The following is a 19,986-nucleotide window of genomic DNA, read 5'->3' on the forward strand; positions in this document are numbered from 1 at the left end:
GCTGAACGCGTCGCCGGACCGCCGCGCGGGCGGTGTGACCAAGGAAAGACTGATACGGGGTATGCAGGACAGGGATGGAGCCTTGATGAAAGATATTGTTCCCGCCGACGTTGAAATGCTCCACGAAACCGAGGTGGAGGCGCTGCGCCGTGAAGTGGAGCGGTTGCGGCTGCGCAACGCCGAGCTGGAAGGGCGGCTGGCGAGGGGATTCAGGCCTGCATCGGTGGTATGGGGGGCGGTGGAGACGGCGGGCGACATTTTTATGGTGACCGACGACGCCGGGCGGGTGCTCCATGCGAACACGCCGGGGATGCAGATGCTGCTGGGAGAGATGCCGGAAGGAGGGGCGCTGGGAGAACTTGTTCTTTCCGAAAGGCTGCCCACAGGGCACCCGTGCCGCAAGGTGCTTGAGTTTGCCGTGAGCACCGGGGAGGGGCTGGCTCTTACGGAAGAGCAGGGAAGCCGTCTGCTGGAGTGTCGGGCCATGCCCGCGCAACTGTTTGGCAAGGCCGTTTTTTTTCTGGGGTTGTTTGACATAACGGAGCGCGACCACGCCCGGCACCTGCTGCTGCAGGCGCACAGGGTGCTGGAGGAGCGCATTGCCGCGCGGACGGCGGCGCTGCATGTGCAGATGCACCAGCGTATGCGGGCGGAAGAGGCGTTGCGGCAGGAGCGGGAGTTTTTCCGGCTTGTACTGGACACGGACCCCAGTTTTATTTCCGTATACGACGCGCAGGGTGCACCGCTGCTGGTGAACAGGGCGTTTACATCGCTTTTCGGCTTTGCGGAAGACGCTCCGCTGGAAGAGGTGTTTTGTTCCGGGTCGCCCGCATGGGTGCTGGTGGGAGATGCCGCAGAGCGCGTGTGTCTTAGCGGGGAGACCGTACGGCGGGAGCAGGATATTGATGACGCGCTGGGCACCTATCGTTGGTACGACACGGTGACCACCCCCCTGCATATGCCCGGAGGAACGGTATATGCCCTGAATATCGCCACGGACGTGACGGACAGAAAGGTCAGCCAGCTTGCGCTGGAACAGGCGCACAGCGAACTGGAGGAGCGGGTCAAGGAGCGCACGGTGGCTCTGGCGGAACTGAACGGCAGGCTGGTGCGAGAGGCAATGGAGCGGCTGGAGGTGCAGAAGAAGCTGGAGGAGAACGAGGCCCGTTTCAGGGGATTGTTCTTTGCCAATCAGGCCATCAAGCTGCTCGTGGACGCGGAAACCAGAGCTGTGGTGGAAGCCAATGACGCTGCGCTGCGTTTTTACGGGTATTCCCGCGAAGAGATGCTGAAATTATCGTTGCATGACATTTCGCTTTCGCCCGTTCAGGAAATTGACGAGCGGACCAGCCGGCTTATGAAGGAGGGGACGGCCTTTTTTGAGAGCAAGCACCGGCGTGTGGACGGAACCCTGATGGACGTGGAAGTCTATGCGGGCACCATACAGGACAAAGGGCGCAGGACCGTCTTTTCCATTGTTCACGACATTTCCGAACGCAAGGACGCCGAACGGCAGGTGGTGGAGCAGCGCAACCACCTGACGGCACTTATGAACGCGCTGGGAGATTCCGCCATGCTGCTGGACATGCGCGGGCGCATCATCACGCTGAACACGGCTGCGGCGAACGCCCTGAACGGCTGTGAGAAAAAGCTGACGGGAAGGGTGCTGTTCAAGTGCATGGCGGAAGGGGAAAGCGCGGCGCACCGCCGCATGTTCCGCGAGGTGCTCTCTCGCGGCAGACCCGTGCGCGATGAACTGGCGCTGGGCGAGGGGGTGTGGGATGTGACCTATTACCCGGTGTTTGACGTGCAGGGGCAGGTGGCCGGGGTGGCCTTGTACAGCAAGGATGTGACGGCGCGTAAGAAGTCTGAGGAGCGTATGCGCTGGCTTTCCGGGCGGGTACTTTCTGCGCAGGAGGATGAACGCAAGCGCATTGGCCGTGAACTGCACGACAGCACCGCGCAGACACTTTCCGGCATAAAGTTCATGGTGGAGGCGGAGCTGCGGGCCATGGACCGGAAGGGGATGCCGTGGGACACCACGGGGATGCGCAAGGTGGTTTCTTTGCTGCAGGGGGCCATAACCGAATTGCGGCGCATCATTATGGATTTGCGGCCCACGGTGCTGGATGATCTGGGGTTGCTTTCCGCCATGCGTTGGCTGCAGGACGAGTTTTGCGTGATGCATCCGGATATAGGGTTCCGGCTGTGGCTGGATTTGGATGAAGCCTGTCTGGACGAGCGGCAGAAGTCGGCACTTTTCCGCGTGGCGCAGGAGGCTCTTGCCAATGCCGCCCGGCACAGCGGCGCGGATGCCCTGAGTGTTTCGCTGACGCGCGAGGAGGCGTATTGCTGCCTTGCCGTATACGACAACGGGGTGGGGTTTGAGCCGGGAGAGACGCCGCCTGCGGGCATAGGGCTGGACAGCATGCGCGAGCGGCTGGAACTGGTGGAAGGGCAGTTGCATATTGCTTCTGAAAAGGGCAGGGGTACGCAGGTGCGGGCCGTTGTGCCGCTGCGGACGTGGAACGGGTGCGGGAACGACGATTTTCTGCCGTAAGGAGCATGAAGTGCCGGATATGAGTGATTTTCCCGATTCAACTGGTTCTGCCAGTTCTGTTAATTCTGTTGATTCCCCGGGCAAAGCCGGGGCGCGTAGACGGGGCACGGCAGCTGCGGCGGGAGTGCCCGATGCCAGCCCTGTGTGCCAGACCCTGTGCGAGCACGTGGAGGCCATAGAGCATGTGCGGCGCGCCATGCCCCATGACGGGGATGTGACCGCCCTTGCCGAACTGTTCAAAGCCCTTGGTGACGGCACAAGGGTGCGGATGCTGCTGGCCCTTGCCGCCCATGAACTGTGTGTGTGCGATCTGACATCCATCATCGGCATGACGCAGTCTGCCGTTTCGCATCAGTTGCGGTATCTTAGAGCCGTGAAACTGGTCCGCTACCGCAGGGAAGGCAAAAACGTTTTTTATTCGCTGGACGATGAGCATGTGACCAGTCTGCTGGGGCAGGCTCTGGAGCATATCCGCGAAAACCGCTGATTTCTTTTTTCCCACAGAGAAGGGCTGCGACAGGCCGCAAGGAAGGAGTGTTCAGTTTTGCGCAGGCGGGGCTGATTCTGTTTCTGCGTGGTGCACATGGGGATAAACCTTTGGGGTCGTGCCGAGAAACTGCTCCATGGCGCGGTCCTTGAGGTCTGCGTAGTTTACATGCCCCTGGGCTTCCTGAAGGGCAGACTCGTAGCTGGCGAGAATGGACCGGGGAATGGATTTGCGGAATGCCGTGTACAGGGCACCGGATGAGTCGGGCAGGTCTACCAGACGCACGGAGTCCGTAAGGCCGCGTGTGATAAGGGCGCATTCCAACCAGCAGCGGTCCGGCCCGAACACGGCGTCTACCCTGCCGTTGGCCAGTTTTTGCAAGCTGAGCAGTGAGGCATCCGGCCCTGAAGCGAAATCGAAATGCACGGAACTGTTGGTGAAAAAAGCCGGAAGCCATGCATCGCGCGTGTAGCCGATGCGCATGCCTTCCAGTTGTGTGAGGGAATGGACGCTGAGCAGGGGGTGTTCGTTGCGCAATGCCAGCGCGCCGCTCATTTTCCAGAAGGGCAGAGAGGGAAAGGCGAAGCGTTTTTCCCGCTCCGGCGAGCGGATGAGCATGATCACGGCGTCCAGTTGCCGTCGGTCAAAGTCGTACAGCAGGCGGGCGAGCGGGAACGGACCTACGAATTCAGGCTGCACGTTCATGCGTGGTGCGATGTGGTTCAGGAAAAAATCCACGGCGGCACCGGACGGCGGGGCTTGCGGATTGTCCGCAGGGGCGGGCAGCACATGGGGGGGCAGCACTGCGTAACCGATGCGCAGAACGGCTTTTTGCGTCGGCTGTGGTTCCTGCGCCGCAAGGGAGGAGACTGAGGGCGGCATGGCGAGAAAGATGAGCGCAACGCACAGCACGGCAAAAGAGTGGCGGGGGGAGAGCAGCACAGGAGAGGCCGCAGCGGGGCCGCGGGGGGAGTTTGGCGGTTTGCACCGGAGGAGTGAGGGGTAGCGCATGCTGTTCTCTCTGTCTGGAGTATTTCACCTTCGGCCCGGTGCGTGCGGACGGCCAAGGTATGGGGACACGTGTGGTTTGGTCTGACCAAAATAGGAAGAGCCGGTTTGCGCGTCAACGAGACAATTTCTAACGCGGGCTCTGAGCGCGTTGCCCGCTCCGGGCACTATAAGAAAAAACGGGCGGAATTGTTACGTTCCGCCCGTCAGGGCCATATGAACGCACTGGAGGTGTGTGCGGTGCATAGCGGCCTTGTTGCATCAGTTTTCAGATGTTTTGAATAAAGCCGAGTACTGTCCGTATCCTTGCTGTTCCAGTTCTTCCGCAGGGATGAAGCGCAACGCCGCAGAGTTCATGCAGTAGCGCAGCCCTGTGGGGGGCGGGCCGTCCGTGAACACGTGGCCGAGGTGCGAATCGGCGTGACGGCTGCGGACTTCCGTGCGGGTGACGAAGAGCTTTCTGTCTTCGTGCTGCACGATATTTTCCGGTTCGAGGGGCTGCCAGAAGCTGGGCCAGCCTGTTCCCGAATCGTACTTGTGCTCGGAACTGAAGAGGGGTTCTCCCGAAACCACGTCTACATAGATTCCTTGCCGGTGGTTGTCTGCATGGGCATTTCTGAATGGCGGCTCGGTGCCGTCTTGCTGCGTGACATGAAACTGCTCGGGGGTGAGCCTTTGCCGCAGGGTCTGTTCATCCGGTTTGGTAAAGTTTTGCCAAGAGCCCCCCGCTGTCGCGTCCCCGGTGGCAGCGAACAGAAGCAAGCCCGCACATGGCAGTAGGGTTCTCAGCAAATTGGTAAATTTCATGGTGTCCTCTCTTGCAGGGCGGACAAAGACGTGATTGAAACCGGCCAAGGGCGCGGCACGAGCCTGTAGTCTGTGGTTGTGCCTCCCATTGACAATGAGTAATCATCGCCTGCAAGCAGTCAATAATAGTTACTGATAATATTTGGAGTAAGCACCGGAGGTGACAACACGCCGTTCTGTGCTATATTGTGTGCATGAGGTATTGCCATGCGGGTAGACGCTAATCTCAGTGCGCTGGACGCCTTTGCCATAAGCCAGCAGGTTACGGCCAATAATCTGGCCAATGCCAACACGGACGGATTTAAATCGTCTGATGTACGGCTGGAAACCGGGCCGGAAGGGCTGGGCGTGTCTGTGGCGCAGATACACGTGAACGAGACGCCGGGACCGGTGATGCACTATCCCGATCTTTCCGTGCAGGCGGAGGGTGACCCGGCGCTGCGCGACGTGGTGGAGGGGTCCAACACGGAGTATGTGCGGGAAACGCTGAACATGATACGGGACGAGAATGCGTACGCCGCAAATGTGAAGTCCATTCAGACGCAGGTGGAGTTGCTCGGCAGCTTCATTGACGAGATTGCCTAGCCTGACGGGACAGGGAAAGACACAGAGGCCGCGAGCATTCGCGGCCTCTTTTTTTGGGATTTAGCATATATCGGTTGACTTTGCGTCATAATCTTGACAGTCATGAGTGCATACTGATTGAACCTGACCGCATCCGGCATTGACCCGGATGCCGGAAGGCATTGCGCACCGGAGGCAAAATGGACCTCAATGTCAGCGGCATCATCGGCCAGTCTACATCTCTTCAGGAAGTCTTCCGTATTCTCGCCAAGGTTGCCCCCACCGATACCACCGTGCTTGTTACCGGGGAATCCGGTACCGGCAAGGAGCTTCTTGTCCGGGCACTGCACGGAAACAGCCTGCGCCATAATGCCCCTTTTGTGCCCATAAACTGCGGGGCCATTCCCAAGGAACTGCTGGAGTCGGAACTCTTCGGCCATGAGAAGGGGGCCTTTACCCACGCCATACGGACGCGCCCAGGGCGATTTGAACTGGCGGACGGCGGTACCATTTTTCTGGATGAAATCGGGGAGATGGATCTGACGTTGCAGGTAAAGATTCTGCGCGTGCTGCAGGAAAAGGAAATCGAGCGGGTGGGGGGCACCTGCGTGAAGAAGGTGGACGTGCGTATTGTGGCTGCCACCAACCGTGATCTGGAAGGGGAGGTGAAGGCGGGAAGGTTCCGCGAGGACCTGTTCTACCGCCTGAACGTCATTCCGCTGCACCTGCCTGCCCTGCGAGACCGGGGCGGAGACATACTGGTGCTTGCCGCGCATTTTCTGGAGAAATTCTGCCAGCGCAGAAGCCGTCCGTTGCTCAGCCTGACGGAAGATACGCGCAAGGTGCTCAACGCCTACAGGTGGCCCGGAAACGTGCGGGAACTGGAAAACTTTATGGAGCGCCTGAGCATACTCTGCGACGGCAACGTGGTGGAGCCTGCAGACCTGCCCGCCAAGATTCTGGAAGACGTGGGCGATATCGTCTCTCTGCCGGAACCGACGGCTCCTGCGGCAGCGGCATCCGCGCAGCAGGGCTTTGTGTGGCCACGCATTGAGCATTTGCGGGAGCACGGCATGGGGCTGAAGGAGTTTCTGGATATGGCGGAAGAAAAACTGCTGCTTGAAGCCCTTGAAAAAGCGGACGGGGTGAAGAATCAGGCGGCGGAGATTCTTGGCGTGAAGCGCACAACCCTAATCGAGAAGCTGAAAAAGAAAAATCTGGGTGAAATGTAGCGTTCTTTTTCCGGCATGCTGCCGCGTGGCGAATGTTGCGTATCGCGGGCAGGGAATACCGGCACGGCCTGCCGGGGTAATGTGTGTTTTGCATGTTATTTGCAAAGGTTCCGGCGTGAGTCGTATCGTCGCATCCAGAGCCTTCTGGACTCTTCTGGCGGCATGCGGGATCTGGCTTTGGAGTGCCATACCCTGCGTAGCCCTTACATGGTACTGGGGCACCCATCCGGACAAGGAACGTCTGGTGGTGGTGCTTGACGGGCCTGTGGAGAGCTATGGTCTGGAGCGCACGGGAAGGCAGACGCTCACACTTACGCTGCCTGCGCAGGCGGGCGGCACAGCGGTGAATGCCGGGGCGCTGCGTCAGGAACCGGGCACTCGCGCTCTGGGCGGCGCGAAACTGCTGGGGCGTCCCAGCGGAAAAGGGCGTACTGTCACCATTCCCACACGCACGGCTGCGTTCGGCTATATTTCTACGACTGTCAGCGGTAACAAGATAGTAGTGGACCTGTTCCCCGACCCCATTGGCGCGCGATGGAAGCCCCCGGCTGCCTCTGCCGCACCGAAGAACAGCACCACGCCTGCGGCAAAGCCAGCCGCACAGGCACAGACTACGACCGGTGCTTCCGGCAATGCCTCTGCCCCTGTTAAGGCCCAGATTCAGGCACAGAAGGCGGCAACTCCTGCCGCTGTTTCTGCCGCACCTGCCGCACCTTCTCCGCCTCCGCGACTGGAGAAGCCGGGTACACGGTCGTTGGCACCCGCTCTTCCGCCCCCTCTGTTTGAGGCATCCATTTCAGATCCCGCGGCACTGCCGGGCAACGGTTCCTCTCCATTACCGGGCACAGTACCGGATAGAGCAGCAGGCATGCCCGGTGCCGGAGGCACGCCTGATGAGCAGGGCGTGCGGGCTGAAGGCACTTCCGAGCGGTCATATTTTTCCGTGCCGTATACGTTCCGGTCGCGCATAAACCGGGGAGGTCCGGAAGCGTGGGACGAGCCGGTGCGTGCGCCTGTTTCTGCCCCTGTGCTGGCGGACCTGCCGCCTGCATCCGGGGGAGCAGCTTCCTTTAACGGTTCCGGTCTGAATGGCGGCGGGGACAGGAGTGCCATGTCTGCCGCTGAACGTGAAGCCCGAGACAGGGAAGAGCGGGAGCGGACGGAGCGCGAACGGATAGAGCAGCAGGCACGTGCGGCTGAACAGCGCGGGCGCACGGAGGCGGCTGCTGCGCAGGAAGGGGCTGAACTGGGGAAACAGCCGGAACAGCCAGAACGGGCAGAACAGGCAGAAAGGGCAGAGCAGGCTGAAAGGCAGGTGCAGCAGCAGGTTGCTCCAGCATCCGCCCCCATGCCCGGACAGATGCCAGCGGCTGCTGTAGAGGCAGAATCCCGCCCTGAAGCCGGCGGCAGAACCGAGATTCCTGTGGAAGGGGCGGAGAACGGGTACGCCGTTCGGTCCCGTGTGGCTGCACCCGGCGAGGTGGTGACGCTGCGGCGCGCTGCCGACGGTGTTTCCGCCGCTTCCGGTCGCGGAGCGGAGATGCCCGGTGCTGCCGAGACTGCTGCGGCACAGGCACCCGTGCAGAGTGCCGATGCGGTTTCGGGACAAGCTCCGGGACAGGCGCAGGCTCCGGCCATGCCCGCGTTACAGCCCGTGACGGAAGTCGCTCCCGCGCAGCCTGCGTCCAGCGGGCAGGGTGAGGGCGAAGCATCCCGGTTTGTGGTCAGCAATCAGGCACCGCCCCTGCCCGAGTACCCCACGTTGAAGTCAAATTTGGAAGGCGAGCCTGCCATTGCACCCCCACCACCGCCCGCGCCTGTGGCGGAGACTGTGGCACCGCAGCAATTGCAGCAGGTGGTGAGCAACGTGCCTGAACCGCCTGCACCCAAAGTGGTGTATGTGGACAAGGAAGGCAATCCTGTTCCGCCCCCGCCGGATCCCAAGGATCTTATATTCCGGGCACAGGCCGCGCTGAACAACGGCGAGGGCGCATCGGCCCTGGAGCAGTTTGCGGCCTTGAAGGCCATGCGCAATCTTACCGACGAGCAGCGGTCCGAGGTGCTCAACGGTATTGCCGATGCCACCTATGCCATGGGCAAGGACGACCTGCTGGCCAATTACGAGAAGATTATTCAATCCAGCACCGAGGCCATGAACTTTGACCTGAAGGGGCCATCTGTGCCGGGGCACCTGCTGCGCATAGGGCTGACGAACATGAAGATAGGCAATACCCGCGAAGCGGAGGCCTACTTCAACATTCTGCGCAGCAATCATCCGAACAGCGACCTCATTCCCATGACCTACTATTATTGGGGTGACCATTACTTCAATAAGGGGGAGTGGCAGAAGGCCGCAGACAACTACCAGCACGTGGTGCAGAATTTTCCGGATTCGCAGTTTGTGCGCGAGGCCGGGGTGGGGCTGGCGCGGGCGCTCTACAGTCTGGGCTTTTATGAACAGGCCTATCAGATTGTGGATTACGTGGAAAAGCGCTGGCCGCGGTTCTACGTGGAGTATCCGCCCTTCCTCAGCCAGATGGGGGACGTGGCCTACCGCATGAAGGAATTTGAAAAGGCCCGCATAACCTACTGGACGTATTACAACATTGACCCGGACGGCGATGACGCGGACATGGTTCTGGCGCGTCTGGGCGACCTGTATCTGGAACAGAAGGAAGTGGATGCGGCGCGCGAGGTGTATGAAGAAGCCGCGCGCAAGTTCCCGGAGCGGGACGGCGGGCTTATCTCGTTTATGCGTCTGGCGGAAGAGGGGGTGTATGACAGCCCCAACATTGCCGATATGTTCTCCGTGTTTGACAGGCCCTACAACTTGCGGCCCCTGCAGATTTATTCGCGCATCATGGACGAGCATCCGGAGAGTGCGCTGGCGCCCCTTGCGCATCTGAAGAAGGCCATATGGTATCTGTGGAACAAGGAGTATCCGGACGCGCTCGCCACGGCTTCTTCCTTTGTGCAGCAGCATCCCGGCCACGAGCTTACCGACAGGGTGAAGGAAGTGGCCCTGAAGGCGTTTAACGTGCTGGTGGCTGATAATATTAAGGAAGGCAACTACGAGCGTATTCTCCACACCTGGGACCAGTTCCCCATTGTGCGGGGGCAGGATACGGAGCTTGCGCCGGAAAGCCGCGTGGCACTGGGCCTTTCTTACTGGAAGAAGGAGCAGCCTTCCAAGGCGCTGGAAGTGATAGATCCCTTCTTCCAAGGGCTGAAGGTGCCCGAGTATTCTGAAATGGCGCTGAACCTTGCCCTGAGCGTCTATCTGGACAACGAACGCTGGGCAGACATAGTGGCCCTTGCACGGCGCATAGAGCAGTGGGAGTTGAACTCCGAAAGCCAGCGCCAGTTAGGGTATGCCCTTGCGCTTGCGCACGAGAATCTGGGTGAGCATGACAAGGCAAGCCCCATGTGGGCCAAGCTGACCGACGAGAAGGACATGCCCAGAGAGAAGGAGGCCTATACGCTGTATTTCCTCAGCCGTGAGGCGGAGCGTAAGGCCGACTGGGAAACCGCCTACAATCAGGCCAAGCAGGCGTTGGCAGGATTCCGGGAACTGGCCAAGCGCGACCCCGCCAAGGCCGATGAACAGAAAATCAAGGACCTGCTGGGATCGTTGATGGATATTACCGAACGGACCATGCGGATACGGGAATCGCTGGACTGGGCGCAGGAATACGCCGCGCGGGTGGCTCCTTCCGACCCGGATTATCCGGGGCTGCAGTATCGCATTGCCGGATTATTCAGAAAGAACGCGGAGCTGGATAAATGGCGGTCTATCATGACGCAGCTGCGCGACCAGAGCCCGAACTCCCTGTACGGGCGCATGGCGGCTTCGGAACTGCGGACCTATGACCTTACGGAGGGGGCATCGCAGTTCTCGCCCACCGGACGATTGTAACCTGCTGAGGGACTTTTTAAGGACGCATTGCCGCACAACCGTTCTACGGGAGGTGGAGGTATGTCGCAGGGATTATCCGTTGCGCGCCGCCCTGTGGTGGCGGGACAGTTCTACACGGCGAATCCGTCGGAACTGCGGGGGCAGGTGCTGGCCTATCTTACCGCCGGAGAACCCGCCGAGGCACGGCACACCCTGCTCGCCATGGTGCCCCACGCGGGCTATGTCTACTCCGGGATTGTGGCGGGCAAGACGCTCGGACGGGCCAATTTGGGCGAAATCGTAGTAATGCTCGGCCCCAATCACACCGGAAGAGGGTTGCCCGTGGCCGTATGGCCGGGAGGCGAGTGGCATACCCCGCTCGGAGCGGTGGCGGTGGATACGGCATTTGTTTCACGGCTGGTGAAGACAGACCCGGTATTTGCGCTGGATACCGCGGCGCATGTGCATGAGCATTCACTGGAAGTGGTGCTGCCTTTTCTGCAGGAATGCAGGCCTGGTCTGCGGATTGTTCCCGTGGCTGTTGCCTCGCCTTCACCGGAGGTGCTGGCCCGTTGCGGCGCGGCCCTTGCCCGGTGCATACGCGAAATGCCGGAGGGTGCCGTGAGCATGGTGGTGAGCACGGACATGAGCCACTACGTGCCACATGAAGAGGCCCGCAGGCTGGATCATCTGGCGCTTTCCATGGTGCGGAGTCTGGACCCGGAAGGGCTGTACGAAACGGTGCGCGCGCACGGCATAAGTATGTGCGGCCTGTTCCCCATGACGGCGGCGCTTGTAGCCTGCCGGCTGCTGGGAGCGGTGCGGGCGGAGTTGGTGGACTATGCCACCTCCGGCGAGACAAGCGGCGACATGGAGCGCGTGGTGGGCTATGCCGGAGCCATTGTGTCTGCGCCGTAGGGCATTTTCGTCTTGATGGGAACCACCGGCCGCGATACTCCATTGCCCATGCCCAAGGAACTTTGCATCATCCACGCCAACTGTCAGGGCGACCCCTTGCGCGCCCTGCTCATGCTGCACCCGCAGTTCGGCAGCCGGTTCGAAGTGGTGAAGTACACCAACTACCTGCGCGAAACTATTCCGCAGGGACAGCTGGAATCGTGTTCACTGTTTCTCTATCAGCCGCTGGGCGACAAGTGGGACGACCATGCATCGCGCGCGCTGCTGGAGCGGGTGAACCCGCGCGCGACCTGCCTGCCCATTCCCAACCTGCTGTTCAAAGGGTACTGGCCTTTCTGGACGAACCGGAGTTCCATGGACTTCGGTGATTTCTTTCTTGACCATCTGGTGGACATGGGGCTTGAGATGCGGGAGATATTGCATGTCTGCCTGCGTACGGACCTGACCGCCAAGTTTGACCTTGCCGCCATGTTTGCGGAATCCGTGGCGCATGAACGGCGAAAGGAAGAAGGCTGCCCGGTGCAGACCGTGGACCTTGTGCTGGAACATTGTTGCACGGAACGGCTCTTTAACACCATTAATCATCCCAACCGGCGGCTCGTGCTGCATGTGGCGCAGGGAATGCTGGCGGTGCTGGGGTTTGCCCCGCTTCCGGCGGTGCTGGAGAGCGCCTTTTCAGACCCGTATCCGGAGTTTGAACTGCCCATTCACCCGCAGGTGGCGGCCTTTCACGGGTTTGCCTTTGGTGGAGAGGGCGCGCAGTTCAATGTATTCGGCACCTTGCGCACCTACGAGGAATACGTAGCGCTCTATGTGCATTGCCGCATGCACGGCATCCATGATTTTGCAGGGTTTCTGCATCTTGTGGACCCTTCAGTCTTCTCCCCCGCCAACGGATGATTTTGAGCGTATCCGCGCCAATATGGAGTATGCGTGCCGGACGGCTGTGCGGATTCGGCAGCAAGTCCGACTGATGTTGTCAGGATTTCCGGGATGGGGCATACTGCGGTTTCATTGGAACCACGGAGCCAAAGGAGAACATGGATGCAGGAAATACATACGGGGCGTGAGAATACGGCGTTTGCGGCAGCGGATCAGGGCACCATTGTTGCCGTGTGCGTGAGCCAGAAGACCGGAGAGCGCAAGACGCCCGTAGATTCGGTTACGCTGCGCGAGGATTACGGCATAGAAGGTGACGTGCACGCCGGGTCCGGCAGGCAGGTGAGCCTGCTGGGCGTGGAGGGGGTGGACGTGATGCGGCGCAAGATGCCCACGCTGGCGGACGGGGATTTTGCCGAGAACCTGCTGGTGCGCGGGCTGCCCCTTGCCGAGTTGCCTCTGGGAACGCTGCTGTGCGCGGATAACGGCGTGCGGATGGAGATTACGCAGATAGGCAAGAAGTGTCACAGCAAGTGCAATATTCACAAGACCGTGGGGTACTGCATTATGCCTACACAGGGGATATTTGTACGGGTGCTTGCGGGGGGTGTTCTGCGTGCCGGGGATGTGCTGCGCGTGGTGCCTGCCCGTGCAGCGGATGCGTAACGAATCGGTTTTTTCAGAGAATCTTCAGAGAGTCCGGGCGGTAATCAGAGAGCGTCCGGCAGCCGGGCTGGCGAATGCATGCTTGCGTTCACAGCCCGTTTGTCTGTTGTACCCGACGTGCCCGGCGTGCCCGGCGTGCGGTGAGCCACGGAGGGCAGGAGATTACTGGAGGATGGATTCCACGGGCAGTACGTCCCTGAGAACGGTCTTGCCGCCAGAATTGATGACGATACGCAGGGCGTAGACATCCTTCAGGGTTGTGTTTTCCGGCATGGGGAGGGCAGCCACCACCTTTTTGAAGCGGGAGATGAGGAACTTGAGGTCCTTGCTGTCTGCGCTAACGGAAACGAGTTGCCCGTCGCGCGTGACCAGACTGATGAGGGCTTCGCCGTCCACGCTTTTGGTGGTGTCCAGATTGTTCAGGTCGAAGGAGAGGCTTAAGGTGGAACTGTCGGTTTCCTTGAGAGCGATGTTCTCTATGCTGACAAGCTGGCTGTCTTCCGTTGCCAGCAGGGCGCCGAGGTCCAGCGTGCTTTTTTCCTTGGACGAATCTTCCACGCTCATTGTGCCGAGCAGAACCTGCAAATCTTCCGGGTCATTGGACTGAAGAATCTGTTCGACGTTTTCCAACCGTTCCAGATGTACCTGCATTTCGCGCAGCTCCCGCTCCAGATTGATGCGCTCTGTCTGCAGCGATTCGTTTCTGTGCCAGTAGGTGTAGCCCGCGTAAAATCCGAGTGAAGCGACCAGAACCAGTATGCCCTGCATCCAGATGAGGAGCTTGAGCCACAGCGGGCTGATTCTGAACCGGTGTACCCTCGTATCGTCGCGCATGAACAATACGCTGTATTTTTCACTCATCTACAAGGCTCTCCAGTCTTCGCGTTCGATGCGCCATGTGTCGCCATGAGGGCGGAGTACCAGTGTCTTGATGCCCGTATCGCTGAATCCGTCGCTGCTGCTGTAGTTCTGCTTCATCTCCACGGTCAGGCCGTCAGGCCCCACAGAGAGGGAAAAGTCTGAAAAGCGAACTTTTTGGGGACGGGCTGACTTCCAGAGGCCGACCTTGTGGTCGCGTATGGCTTCCATCCCGACACGGTTTCCCTGTTTGGCAGTGCGGGTGAAACAGTCGGCATACTTGGCAAGGTTAGCAGATTCCCATGCGATGCGCCAGTCTTCTATAAACTTGAGTATATCGGGCCTGCGGGCTTGCAGAAACGCTTCTTCCAGATTCAGGTCTGCGCGTTCCCATTCCATGCCTGCGATGAGCAGGTTGCCTTCGCCGTTCTTGTGCCAGTAAAGACGGCGGTGCCCCTGCACGGTGAGATTGGGCGCGCGGTAGTACTGCTTGAACCACGTGACCCAGTAATCCGGCCCTTGCAGCACATGCACGTTGTCTATCCAGTTCAGAATCCACGGCAGGGAGTTGAAGAGCCGGTTCTTGGTGGCCATGAAGTCGTTGAAGTCGCCCGAATTGGAAGCCGTGTAGGCCTTGGCGTCGTAATATTCAAACATGGCCGCATCGCGGTTGCCCCACGCGATGGCCCATTCCCGCGTCATGTTGACCAGCGCGGCGGCAATCTTCTTTTCTTCTGTGGTCTGCGGTTCCGACGTGACAACGGTTTGGGCAAGCACCACCGGAGTGCCGGAGACGAGCTTGGGGCCGAGGGCGATGAGGTCGTCGTTGTTCATGGCAACGCAACCCTGCGTTTCCAGCGGAATGATCTTGTGGCCGCGTCCGTGAACCCATATGCCGTAGCCGGACTTGCGGCGCAGCACGTCCATGGGATTTGGGTAGTTCAGGGTGTAGGCAATGCCGCCGTACATGCCGAAATCCAGCCCGCTGCGGATGTAACGGCCGACAAAGTAGACGCCTTCCGGCGTTTTTTTGTCGCCTTCCACCAGCTTGTCGCCGACCACCTGCCCTGTGGTGCACGGATACTGCTCCGCGACTTCCAGAGGGCTTTTATGCCTGAGCAGGTAGAGCTGCTGCTGTGCCTTATCCACGGCAACGACCATGGGGGGCATGCCGGGCTGCTCATCAAAATGGGCCTGCCACCCGCCCTGAGAGGAGGGGGCAGCAGAAGCGGCAGGCGCTGCCAATGCGGCACCGGACAGGCAGACAACGAGAAACAGCAGGGAAAGACGTGCAGTTGCGTTGAGTACGGAGCGCATAGAGTCCTTGCCGGAATACCCCTCCGCAGAGAGCGTATCGGACGCGTGCTAGGCGTTGGACAATTCCACCAGCTCTTTGCGGGTGAAAATGGATATAAGATCGTAGCCCTTTTCCTTGAGCGCCTCGCGCCCCCCTTCCTGCCTGTCCAGCACGCAGCAGACGCCCGTGACCGTGAGTCCGGCAGCCTCTATCCGCTCAATGGCGGTGATGACGGAGCCTCCGGTGGTGACGACATCTTCCAGCATGTAGACAGATTGGCCGGGAGACACGTTGGCCAGCCCTTCCACATATTGCCCGGTTCCGTGACCTTTGGCCTGTTTGCGCACGATGAGCGCCGGAAGGGGCTTGCCCTGTTCATGCGAAATGACGGCAACAGAACTGACCAGCGGGTCTGCGCCAAGGGTCATGCCGCCCACGGCGTGAACATCCTTGTCTTTGAGCAGGTCAAAGAAAAGCTGGCCGATGAGCCAGCAGCCTTCCGGATGCAGCGCCGTTTGGCGGCAGTCGAAGTAGTAGTCGCTCTTCTTGCCGGAAGCGAGGGTGAAATCTCCCTCGCGGTACGATTTTTCGGCAAGGATGCGCGCGAGTCTTTTTTTCAGTTCCAGCATGCGGATTCCTGTATTGCTGTTAGCCGAATACCCGGCTGAATATGAGGTCTTCGTGTCGCAGATAGTAGCTTGGGTCGAATATTTCTTCAAGCTTGGACGGGCTGAGGCGGCCCGTTATTTCGGCATCGTTGCAGACGATGTCGCGGAACAGGCGTTTGGTGTCCCAGCTCTGCATGGCGCAACGCTGCACAAGCACGTAGGCGTCCTGCCTGCCCATGCCCGCGTCCACCAGTCCGAGCAGGACACGCTGCGAGAAAAAGAGGCCCATGGAGCCCATGAGGTTGCGGTCCATGTTCTCCGGAATGACGCGCAGGTTTTCGATGAGACCCGCGAGGCGGTGCAGGATGTAATCCATGAGGATGGTGGAATCCGGCATGATGACGCGTTCCACGGAGGAGTGGCTGATATCGCGCTCGTGCCACAGGGCCATGTTTTCCATGGCGGCAAGGGCGTTGGTGCGGATGAGGCGCGACAGGCCGGTCATGTTTTCCGCAGAGATGGGATTCTTCTTGTGCGGCATGGCTGAGGAGCCTTTCTGCCCCTTGCGGAAGCCTTCTTCGGCTTCCAGCACCTCGGTGCGCTGCAGGTGACGCAGTTCCACGCACAGGCGTTCCACGCCGCCCGCCGCAAGCGCCAGCGAGGTAAAGAAGTGGGCGTGCCGGTCGCGCTGGATGATCTGGGTGGAGATGGGGTCCACGTTCAGGCCCAGAATCTCGCAGGTGATGGTTTCCACCTCGGCGGGGATCATGGCCATGGTGCCCACAGCACCGGAAATTTTGCCTACGCGGACGCCTTCCAGAGCATGGCGGAACCGCTCGTAATGGCGGGAAAATTCTGCGTAGAACCCGGCTATCTTCAGGCCGAAGCTGGTGGGTTCTGCATGGATGCCGTGAGTGCGCCCCATGCACAGGCGACCCTTGTGGGCGTGGGCCAGTGACTTGAGAGCGGCGAGCAGTTTTTCGAACCCGGCACAGATGATTTCGCCCGCACGGACGAGGAGCACCCCGTTGGCGGTGTCTACAATATCTGAAGAGGTGCAGCCAAGGTGGATGAAGCGTGCGGCGGGGCCGACTTTTTCTTCCACAGCGGTCAGAAAGGCAATGACATCGTGGCGGGTGGTTTCTTCTATTTCCAGAATGCGGTCCACATCAAAGTCGGCCTTTTCGCGTATGTCCTGCATGCTCCGGGCGTCAATTTCGCCCAGCCTGTGCCATGCCTCGCACACGGCCAGTTCCACTTCCAGCCAGACGCGGAATTTGTTTTCCAGCGTCCAGAGCCGTCCCATCTCAGGGCGGGTGTAGCGATCAATCATGTTGGCAGACTCTCGAATGTGTTTCTGTTACGGGCGGCGCACCGCAGTGCGGCGCTGCCGGGTGAAAAAAAGGCAGCCGTATGGCCGCCTTGTGTTATCAGGAAGCGGAACCGCCCGCCGCTGCGGCTTCGGCTACGCCCGAAGGGGCTGCCGCGCCTGTTGCAGGGACGCTGCCGGAATCACCCGGAGAGGCGGCTCCCGCATCGCTTGCGGACGAAGTGGAGGCGCTGTTACGCCCGTATTCGGAAGCGTACCAGCCGCCGCCTTTGAGCACGAAGGTGGTGTTGGACATGATGCGTTCCGCATTGCCCCCGCAGACGGGACAGTCTGCGTGACTGCCTTCGAAGGATTTTTGCCATTCTTCGAAGATCTGTTCACAGGCATCGCATCTATACTCGTAGATGGGCACCGTTTCCTCCTTAATGCAGGTAACCTTTGAAAAATACGATACGCATGCGCGTTGCGAGTTCGTGCGCGGTTTCATGCCGGAGACACACGAAACCGCAGCGGCATGGACGTATCTTGCCGCCGCCCCTTGCGGCGCGGCGGCAAAAAACCCGGAAAAACTAGCTCTTGGCGGCTGCCTTGGCTTCTTTGATGCGCTGCTTGATGCGCTCTTCACGGCGCTTGCGGCGGCGGTCGAGTTCCTTTTTCCGTTCAATCTTCTTGTGAGCCATGGTATATGTCCTCCAGCGTTGAGATCAACAATGCACCCTACTCATGAAGGGCGTGCTTGTCCAGCGGGCAGTCCAGCGGGAATGCGCGATCATAATAGCCGCTTATGCTCTCGGCGTATTCAATGGCGGCGTTGCCGAACCCGTGGAGCGCGAGCAGGCTCTGTATCCTGTCCGGGGCTGCATGGGCAAGGCTTTTTTGCGCTGCGGGAATTTGAAGCAGCGCGCTGCCCGCGCAGGGGATGCGCAGCCGGAAACCCGTAAGGCCGGTCTGCGAGAGAGCGTCTTCCGCAGCCCCCAGTCTGTGCAGGGTTTCCGCATCGGGCTGCACGCCGTAGGCGAAGCGGGTAAGCAGGCACGGGCGCGATGGCTGGTCTGGCCAGTCCAGACCTGTTTCGCCCGCCATGCGGCGGATATCTTCTTTGTTCAGGCCTGCCTCCAGAAAAGGGCTGCGGATGTGTAATTCCGCAAGGGCGCGCATGCCCGGCCTGAAGGTTTGCGCGTCTGAGGCGTGTGAGCCTTCCTGAATGGTGGTGGCAGTGCCGTAGAGGGTGCGTATGCCGCTGAACAGGGCGTGTTTGCAGTGGTAGCAACGGTCTTTGTCGTTGGCGGACACCTGCGGCAGGGTAAGCGGATTGAAGCGGATGACGAGATGGCGGATACCCCTGCCAGCCAGCCAGCGTTGGGCGTGCTCCGTTTCCTGCGGGGTGAGGTGGGGGCCTGTGCAGTGCACGGCCGTGAATGGTATGCCCAGCCGGGACAGCGTGTGGGCCAGAAGGCGGCTGTCTGCGCCGCCGGAGACGGCAACGCCCGCCGGAAGGGCAAGGCCCCTGAGGAGTTCCTCAAGGGCCTGCCGTTTTGTGCTGTGATATGGTTCGCTCATGGCGCGGGGCGGGTTACCATGCGGGGATGGGCTCCACGGGTTCCGAGAGCAGGAATTCGCCCTTTTCTATCCACGCCTTGAGGGTATCTGCTACTTCCAGCGACAGGGAATAGCTTGTCATGGGCACGGTTTCCACCTTTTTGCCCTGTATTTCCACTTCGCCGTTCTTCAGGTCTTCGTACGTCACGTGCTGCAGCACGCGGGGCAGGCAGTTGGGGTAGTCGTGGCCGTAGTCTTTTACGGGCATCTGGATATCACTGTCGTCCACGCCGGTGTACCATGCGATTTCCTCGTTCAGCACGGGGATGGGAATGCCCACGCCCACGCTGAGGGAGCAGCCGTAGCCTATGAAGCTGAGGCCGCGCAGGTAACGGGGGTCCATCTTTTTGAGGTCGCCCTTGACCTGAATGGTGCCCGCTGCGGAAAGGGGCAGGCCGCGTTCCGTGCGTTTGGGATTGGGGACGTGCTGCGTGCCCGCGCCCACCACGTACCCGGTGCCGCCCCCGAGGAAGATGCGGGTGCCGAAGCCGATGGTCTTGAACAGCGGATCATTGAACAGCGGGGAAAGCTTACCTGCCGTGGCGTAGTTTACATTGCGCATGTTGGGTTTGAGCGGACCCATATAGGTGTAGATGATACGGCTGGTCAGGTTCACCGCGGCGTTATAATTCTGGTAGCAGTTGCGCGGATTGTAGAGTTCCGCGAAGGGCAGGTCTGTGAGGCAGATCTGGCGGTCCAGCGACCGGCGCGGATAGCAGTCCGTGCCATAGGCATCTGCGCGCAGATGCACTGAACGGCCCCGGACAAGGTCTTCTATCACGTGTCCGCCGCCGTATTTGAACGCGCCGGGGTAGACCTTGTTCAGGGGGTCGTCCTCGGCCGGTTCGGTGGCTCCGATGTAGCTGTCTACGGCGGCAAGACCGGCATAGGCGGGAACGCCGTTGAGCCACACGCGGGAGGTCTTTATGGTGGGCGGTTCCTTTTGGCCGATGTTGAAGAGCAGGCCGGAGGAGCACATGGGGGAAAAGGTGCCCGTGGTTACCACGTCCACTTCGCGCGCGGCTTTTTCCTTGCCCATCCTGCGCACGGCTTCTGTCATTTCTGCGGCGTTGAGCACCACCGCTTTGCCTTTGCGGATGCGTTCGTTGATCTCCGCTATGGTCTTGTTCACCGTATATTGGGCCACATGGTCCTCCTGAACTTGGAAATGCGTATCATACTCTCCGCTGCGTCCTGTAAACGCGGAACTATCTGAATTGACAGCGGAAATGAGTTATGCAGAAACAATATCAAGTATTCCTGATAAGCTCAAGTAGT

General features: G+C 60.2%; 17 protein-coding genes. 8 read left to right on the forward strand and 9 right to left on the reverse strand.

Translation table 11 applies throughout. From position 1 onward, the window contains the following. The first annotated feature begins 85 nt into the window (after positions 1-85). Both HUV26_RS03510 and HUV26_RS03515 read left to right on the forward strand, forming a co-directional pair. Complete coding sequence (locus tag HUV26_RS03510) at positions 86-2,560, forward strand: PAS domain-containing sensor histidine kinase (protein ID WP_174408722.1); 2,475 nt, start codon at positions 86-88, stop codon at positions 2,558-2,560. Between the two features lie 19 nt (positions 2,561-2,579). Continuing rightward, positions 2,580-3,047 (forward strand): ArsR/SmtB family transcription factor, encoded by a 468-nt coding sequence (locus HUV26_RS03515; RefSeq protein WP_174408723.1) that lies wholly within the window; start codon positions 2,580-2,582, stop codon positions 3,045-3,047. 51 nt (positions 3,048-3,098) lie between these two features. Here HUV26_RS03515 and HUV26_RS03520 read toward each other — a convergent pair whose 3' ends face one another. Continuing rightward, entirely contained in the window at positions 3,099-4,058 is a 960-nt protein-coding gene (locus HUV26_RS03520) for a substrate-binding periplasmic protein (protein ID WP_174408724.1), read from the reverse strand. A 258-nt stretch (positions 4,059-4,316) separates the two neighbouring features. Continuing rightward, positions 4,317-4,862: a peptide-methionine (R)-S-oxide reductase MsrB gene (gene msrB, locus HUV26_RS03525; protein WP_174408725.1), complete on the reverse strand. Its 546-nt coding sequence runs from the start codon at positions 4,860-4,862 to the stop codon at positions 4,317-4,319. A 207-nt stretch (positions 4,863-5,069) separates the two neighbouring features. On the opposite strand from msrB, the gene HUV26_RS03530 reads away from it, so the two are divergent. From HUV26_RS03530 to HUV26_RS03555, 6 genes are all read left to right on the forward strand, one after another. Further along, a complete protein-coding gene (locus HUV26_RS03530) occupies positions 5,070-5,447 on the forward strand; it encodes a flagellar basal body protein (protein ID WP_174408726.1) in 378 nt (125 codons plus the stop codon). Positions 5,448-5,626: 179 nt separating this feature from the next. Further along, positions 5,627-6,658 (forward strand): sigma-54 interaction domain-containing protein, encoded by a 1,032-nt coding sequence (locus HUV26_RS03535; RefSeq protein ID WP_174408727.1) that lies wholly within the window; start codon positions 5,627-5,629, stop codon positions 6,656-6,658. A 115-nt stretch (positions 6,659-6,773) separates the two neighbouring features. Then, positions 6,774-10,574, forward strand: coding sequence for a tetratricopeptide repeat protein (locus HUV26_RS03540; RefSeq protein ID WP_174408728.1), 3,801 nt, complete (start codon positions 6,774-6,776; stop codon positions 10,572-10,574). A 60-nt stretch (positions 10,575-10,634) separates the two neighbouring features. Further along, positions 10,635-11,471 (forward strand): AmmeMemoRadiSam system protein B, encoded by an 837-nt coding sequence (gene amrB, locus HUV26_RS03545; RefSeq protein WP_174408729.1) that lies wholly within the window; start codon positions 10,635-10,637, stop codon positions 11,469-11,471. 48 nt (positions 11,472-11,519) lie between these two features. Then, positions 11,520-12,371, forward strand: coding sequence for a WcbI family polysaccharide biosynthesis putative acetyltransferase (locus HUV26_RS03550; protein ID WP_174408730.1), 852 nt, complete (start codon positions 11,520-11,522; stop codon positions 12,369-12,371). 144 nt (positions 12,372-12,515) lie between these two features. Then, positions 12,516-13,016 carry an MOSC domain-containing protein gene (locus HUV26_RS03555; RefSeq protein WP_174408731.1) on the forward strand — a complete coding sequence of 167 codons (501 nt, stop codon included), beginning with the start codon at positions 12,516-12,518 and terminating at the stop codon, positions 13,014-13,016. A 162-nt stretch (positions 13,017-13,178) separates the two neighbouring features. On the opposite strand, the gene HUV26_RS03560 is transcribed toward HUV26_RS03555, so the two are convergent. From HUV26_RS03560 to HUV26_RS03590, 7 genes are all read right to left on the reverse strand, one after another. Then, positions 13,179-13,877 (reverse strand): hypothetical protein, encoded by a 699-nt coding sequence (locus tag HUV26_RS03560; protein ID WP_174408732.1) that lies wholly within the window; start codon positions 13,875-13,877, stop codon positions 13,179-13,181. Then, positions 13,878-15,191, reverse strand: a complete 1,314-nt coding sequence (locus tag HUV26_RS03565) for a L,D-transpeptidase family protein (RefSeq protein WP_174408733.1) — start codon at positions 15,189-15,191, stop codon at positions 13,878-13,880. Positions 15,192-15,239: 48 nt separating this feature from the next. Next, the gene (pyrE, locus tag HUV26_RS03570) at positions 15,240-15,800 is read right to left on the reverse strand and encodes an orotate phosphoribosyltransferase (RefSeq protein WP_174408734.1); all 561 of its coding nucleotides are present in this window, start codon (positions 15,798-15,800) and stop codon (positions 15,240-15,242) included. A 19-nt stretch (positions 15,801-15,819) separates the two neighbouring features. After that, a complete protein-coding gene (purB, locus tag HUV26_RS03575; protein WP_174408735.1) occupies positions 15,820-17,112 on the reverse strand; it encodes an adenylosuccinate lyase in 1,293 nt (430 codons plus the stop codon). A 97-nt stretch (positions 17,113-17,209) separates the two neighbouring features. Further along, positions 17,210-17,521, reverse strand: coding sequence for an FmdB family zinc ribbon protein (locus HUV26_RS03580; protein WP_174408736.1), 312 nt, complete (start codon positions 17,519-17,521; stop codon positions 17,210-17,212). A 305-nt stretch (positions 17,522-17,826) separates the two neighbouring features. Continuing rightward, a complete protein-coding gene (gene larE / locus HUV26_RS03585) occupies positions 17,827-18,669 on the reverse strand; it encodes an ATP-dependent sacrificial sulfur transferase LarE (RefSeq protein WP_174408737.1) in 843 nt (280 codons plus the stop codon). A gap of 13 nt (positions 18,670-18,682) precedes the next feature. Further along, positions 18,683-19,855, reverse strand: a complete 1,173-nt coding sequence (locus tag HUV26_RS03590; RefSeq protein WP_174408738.1) for a homocysteine biosynthesis protein — start codon at positions 19,853-19,855, stop codon at positions 18,683-18,685. Positions 19,856-19,986 lie beyond the last annotated feature (131 nt).

It is taken from the genome of Desulfovibrio psychrotolerans (assembly GCF_013340305.1).
Taxonomy (GTDB): domain Bacteria; phylum Desulfobacterota; class Desulfovibrionia; order Desulfovibrionales; family Desulfovibrionaceae; genus Halodesulfovibrio; species Halodesulfovibrio psychrotolerans.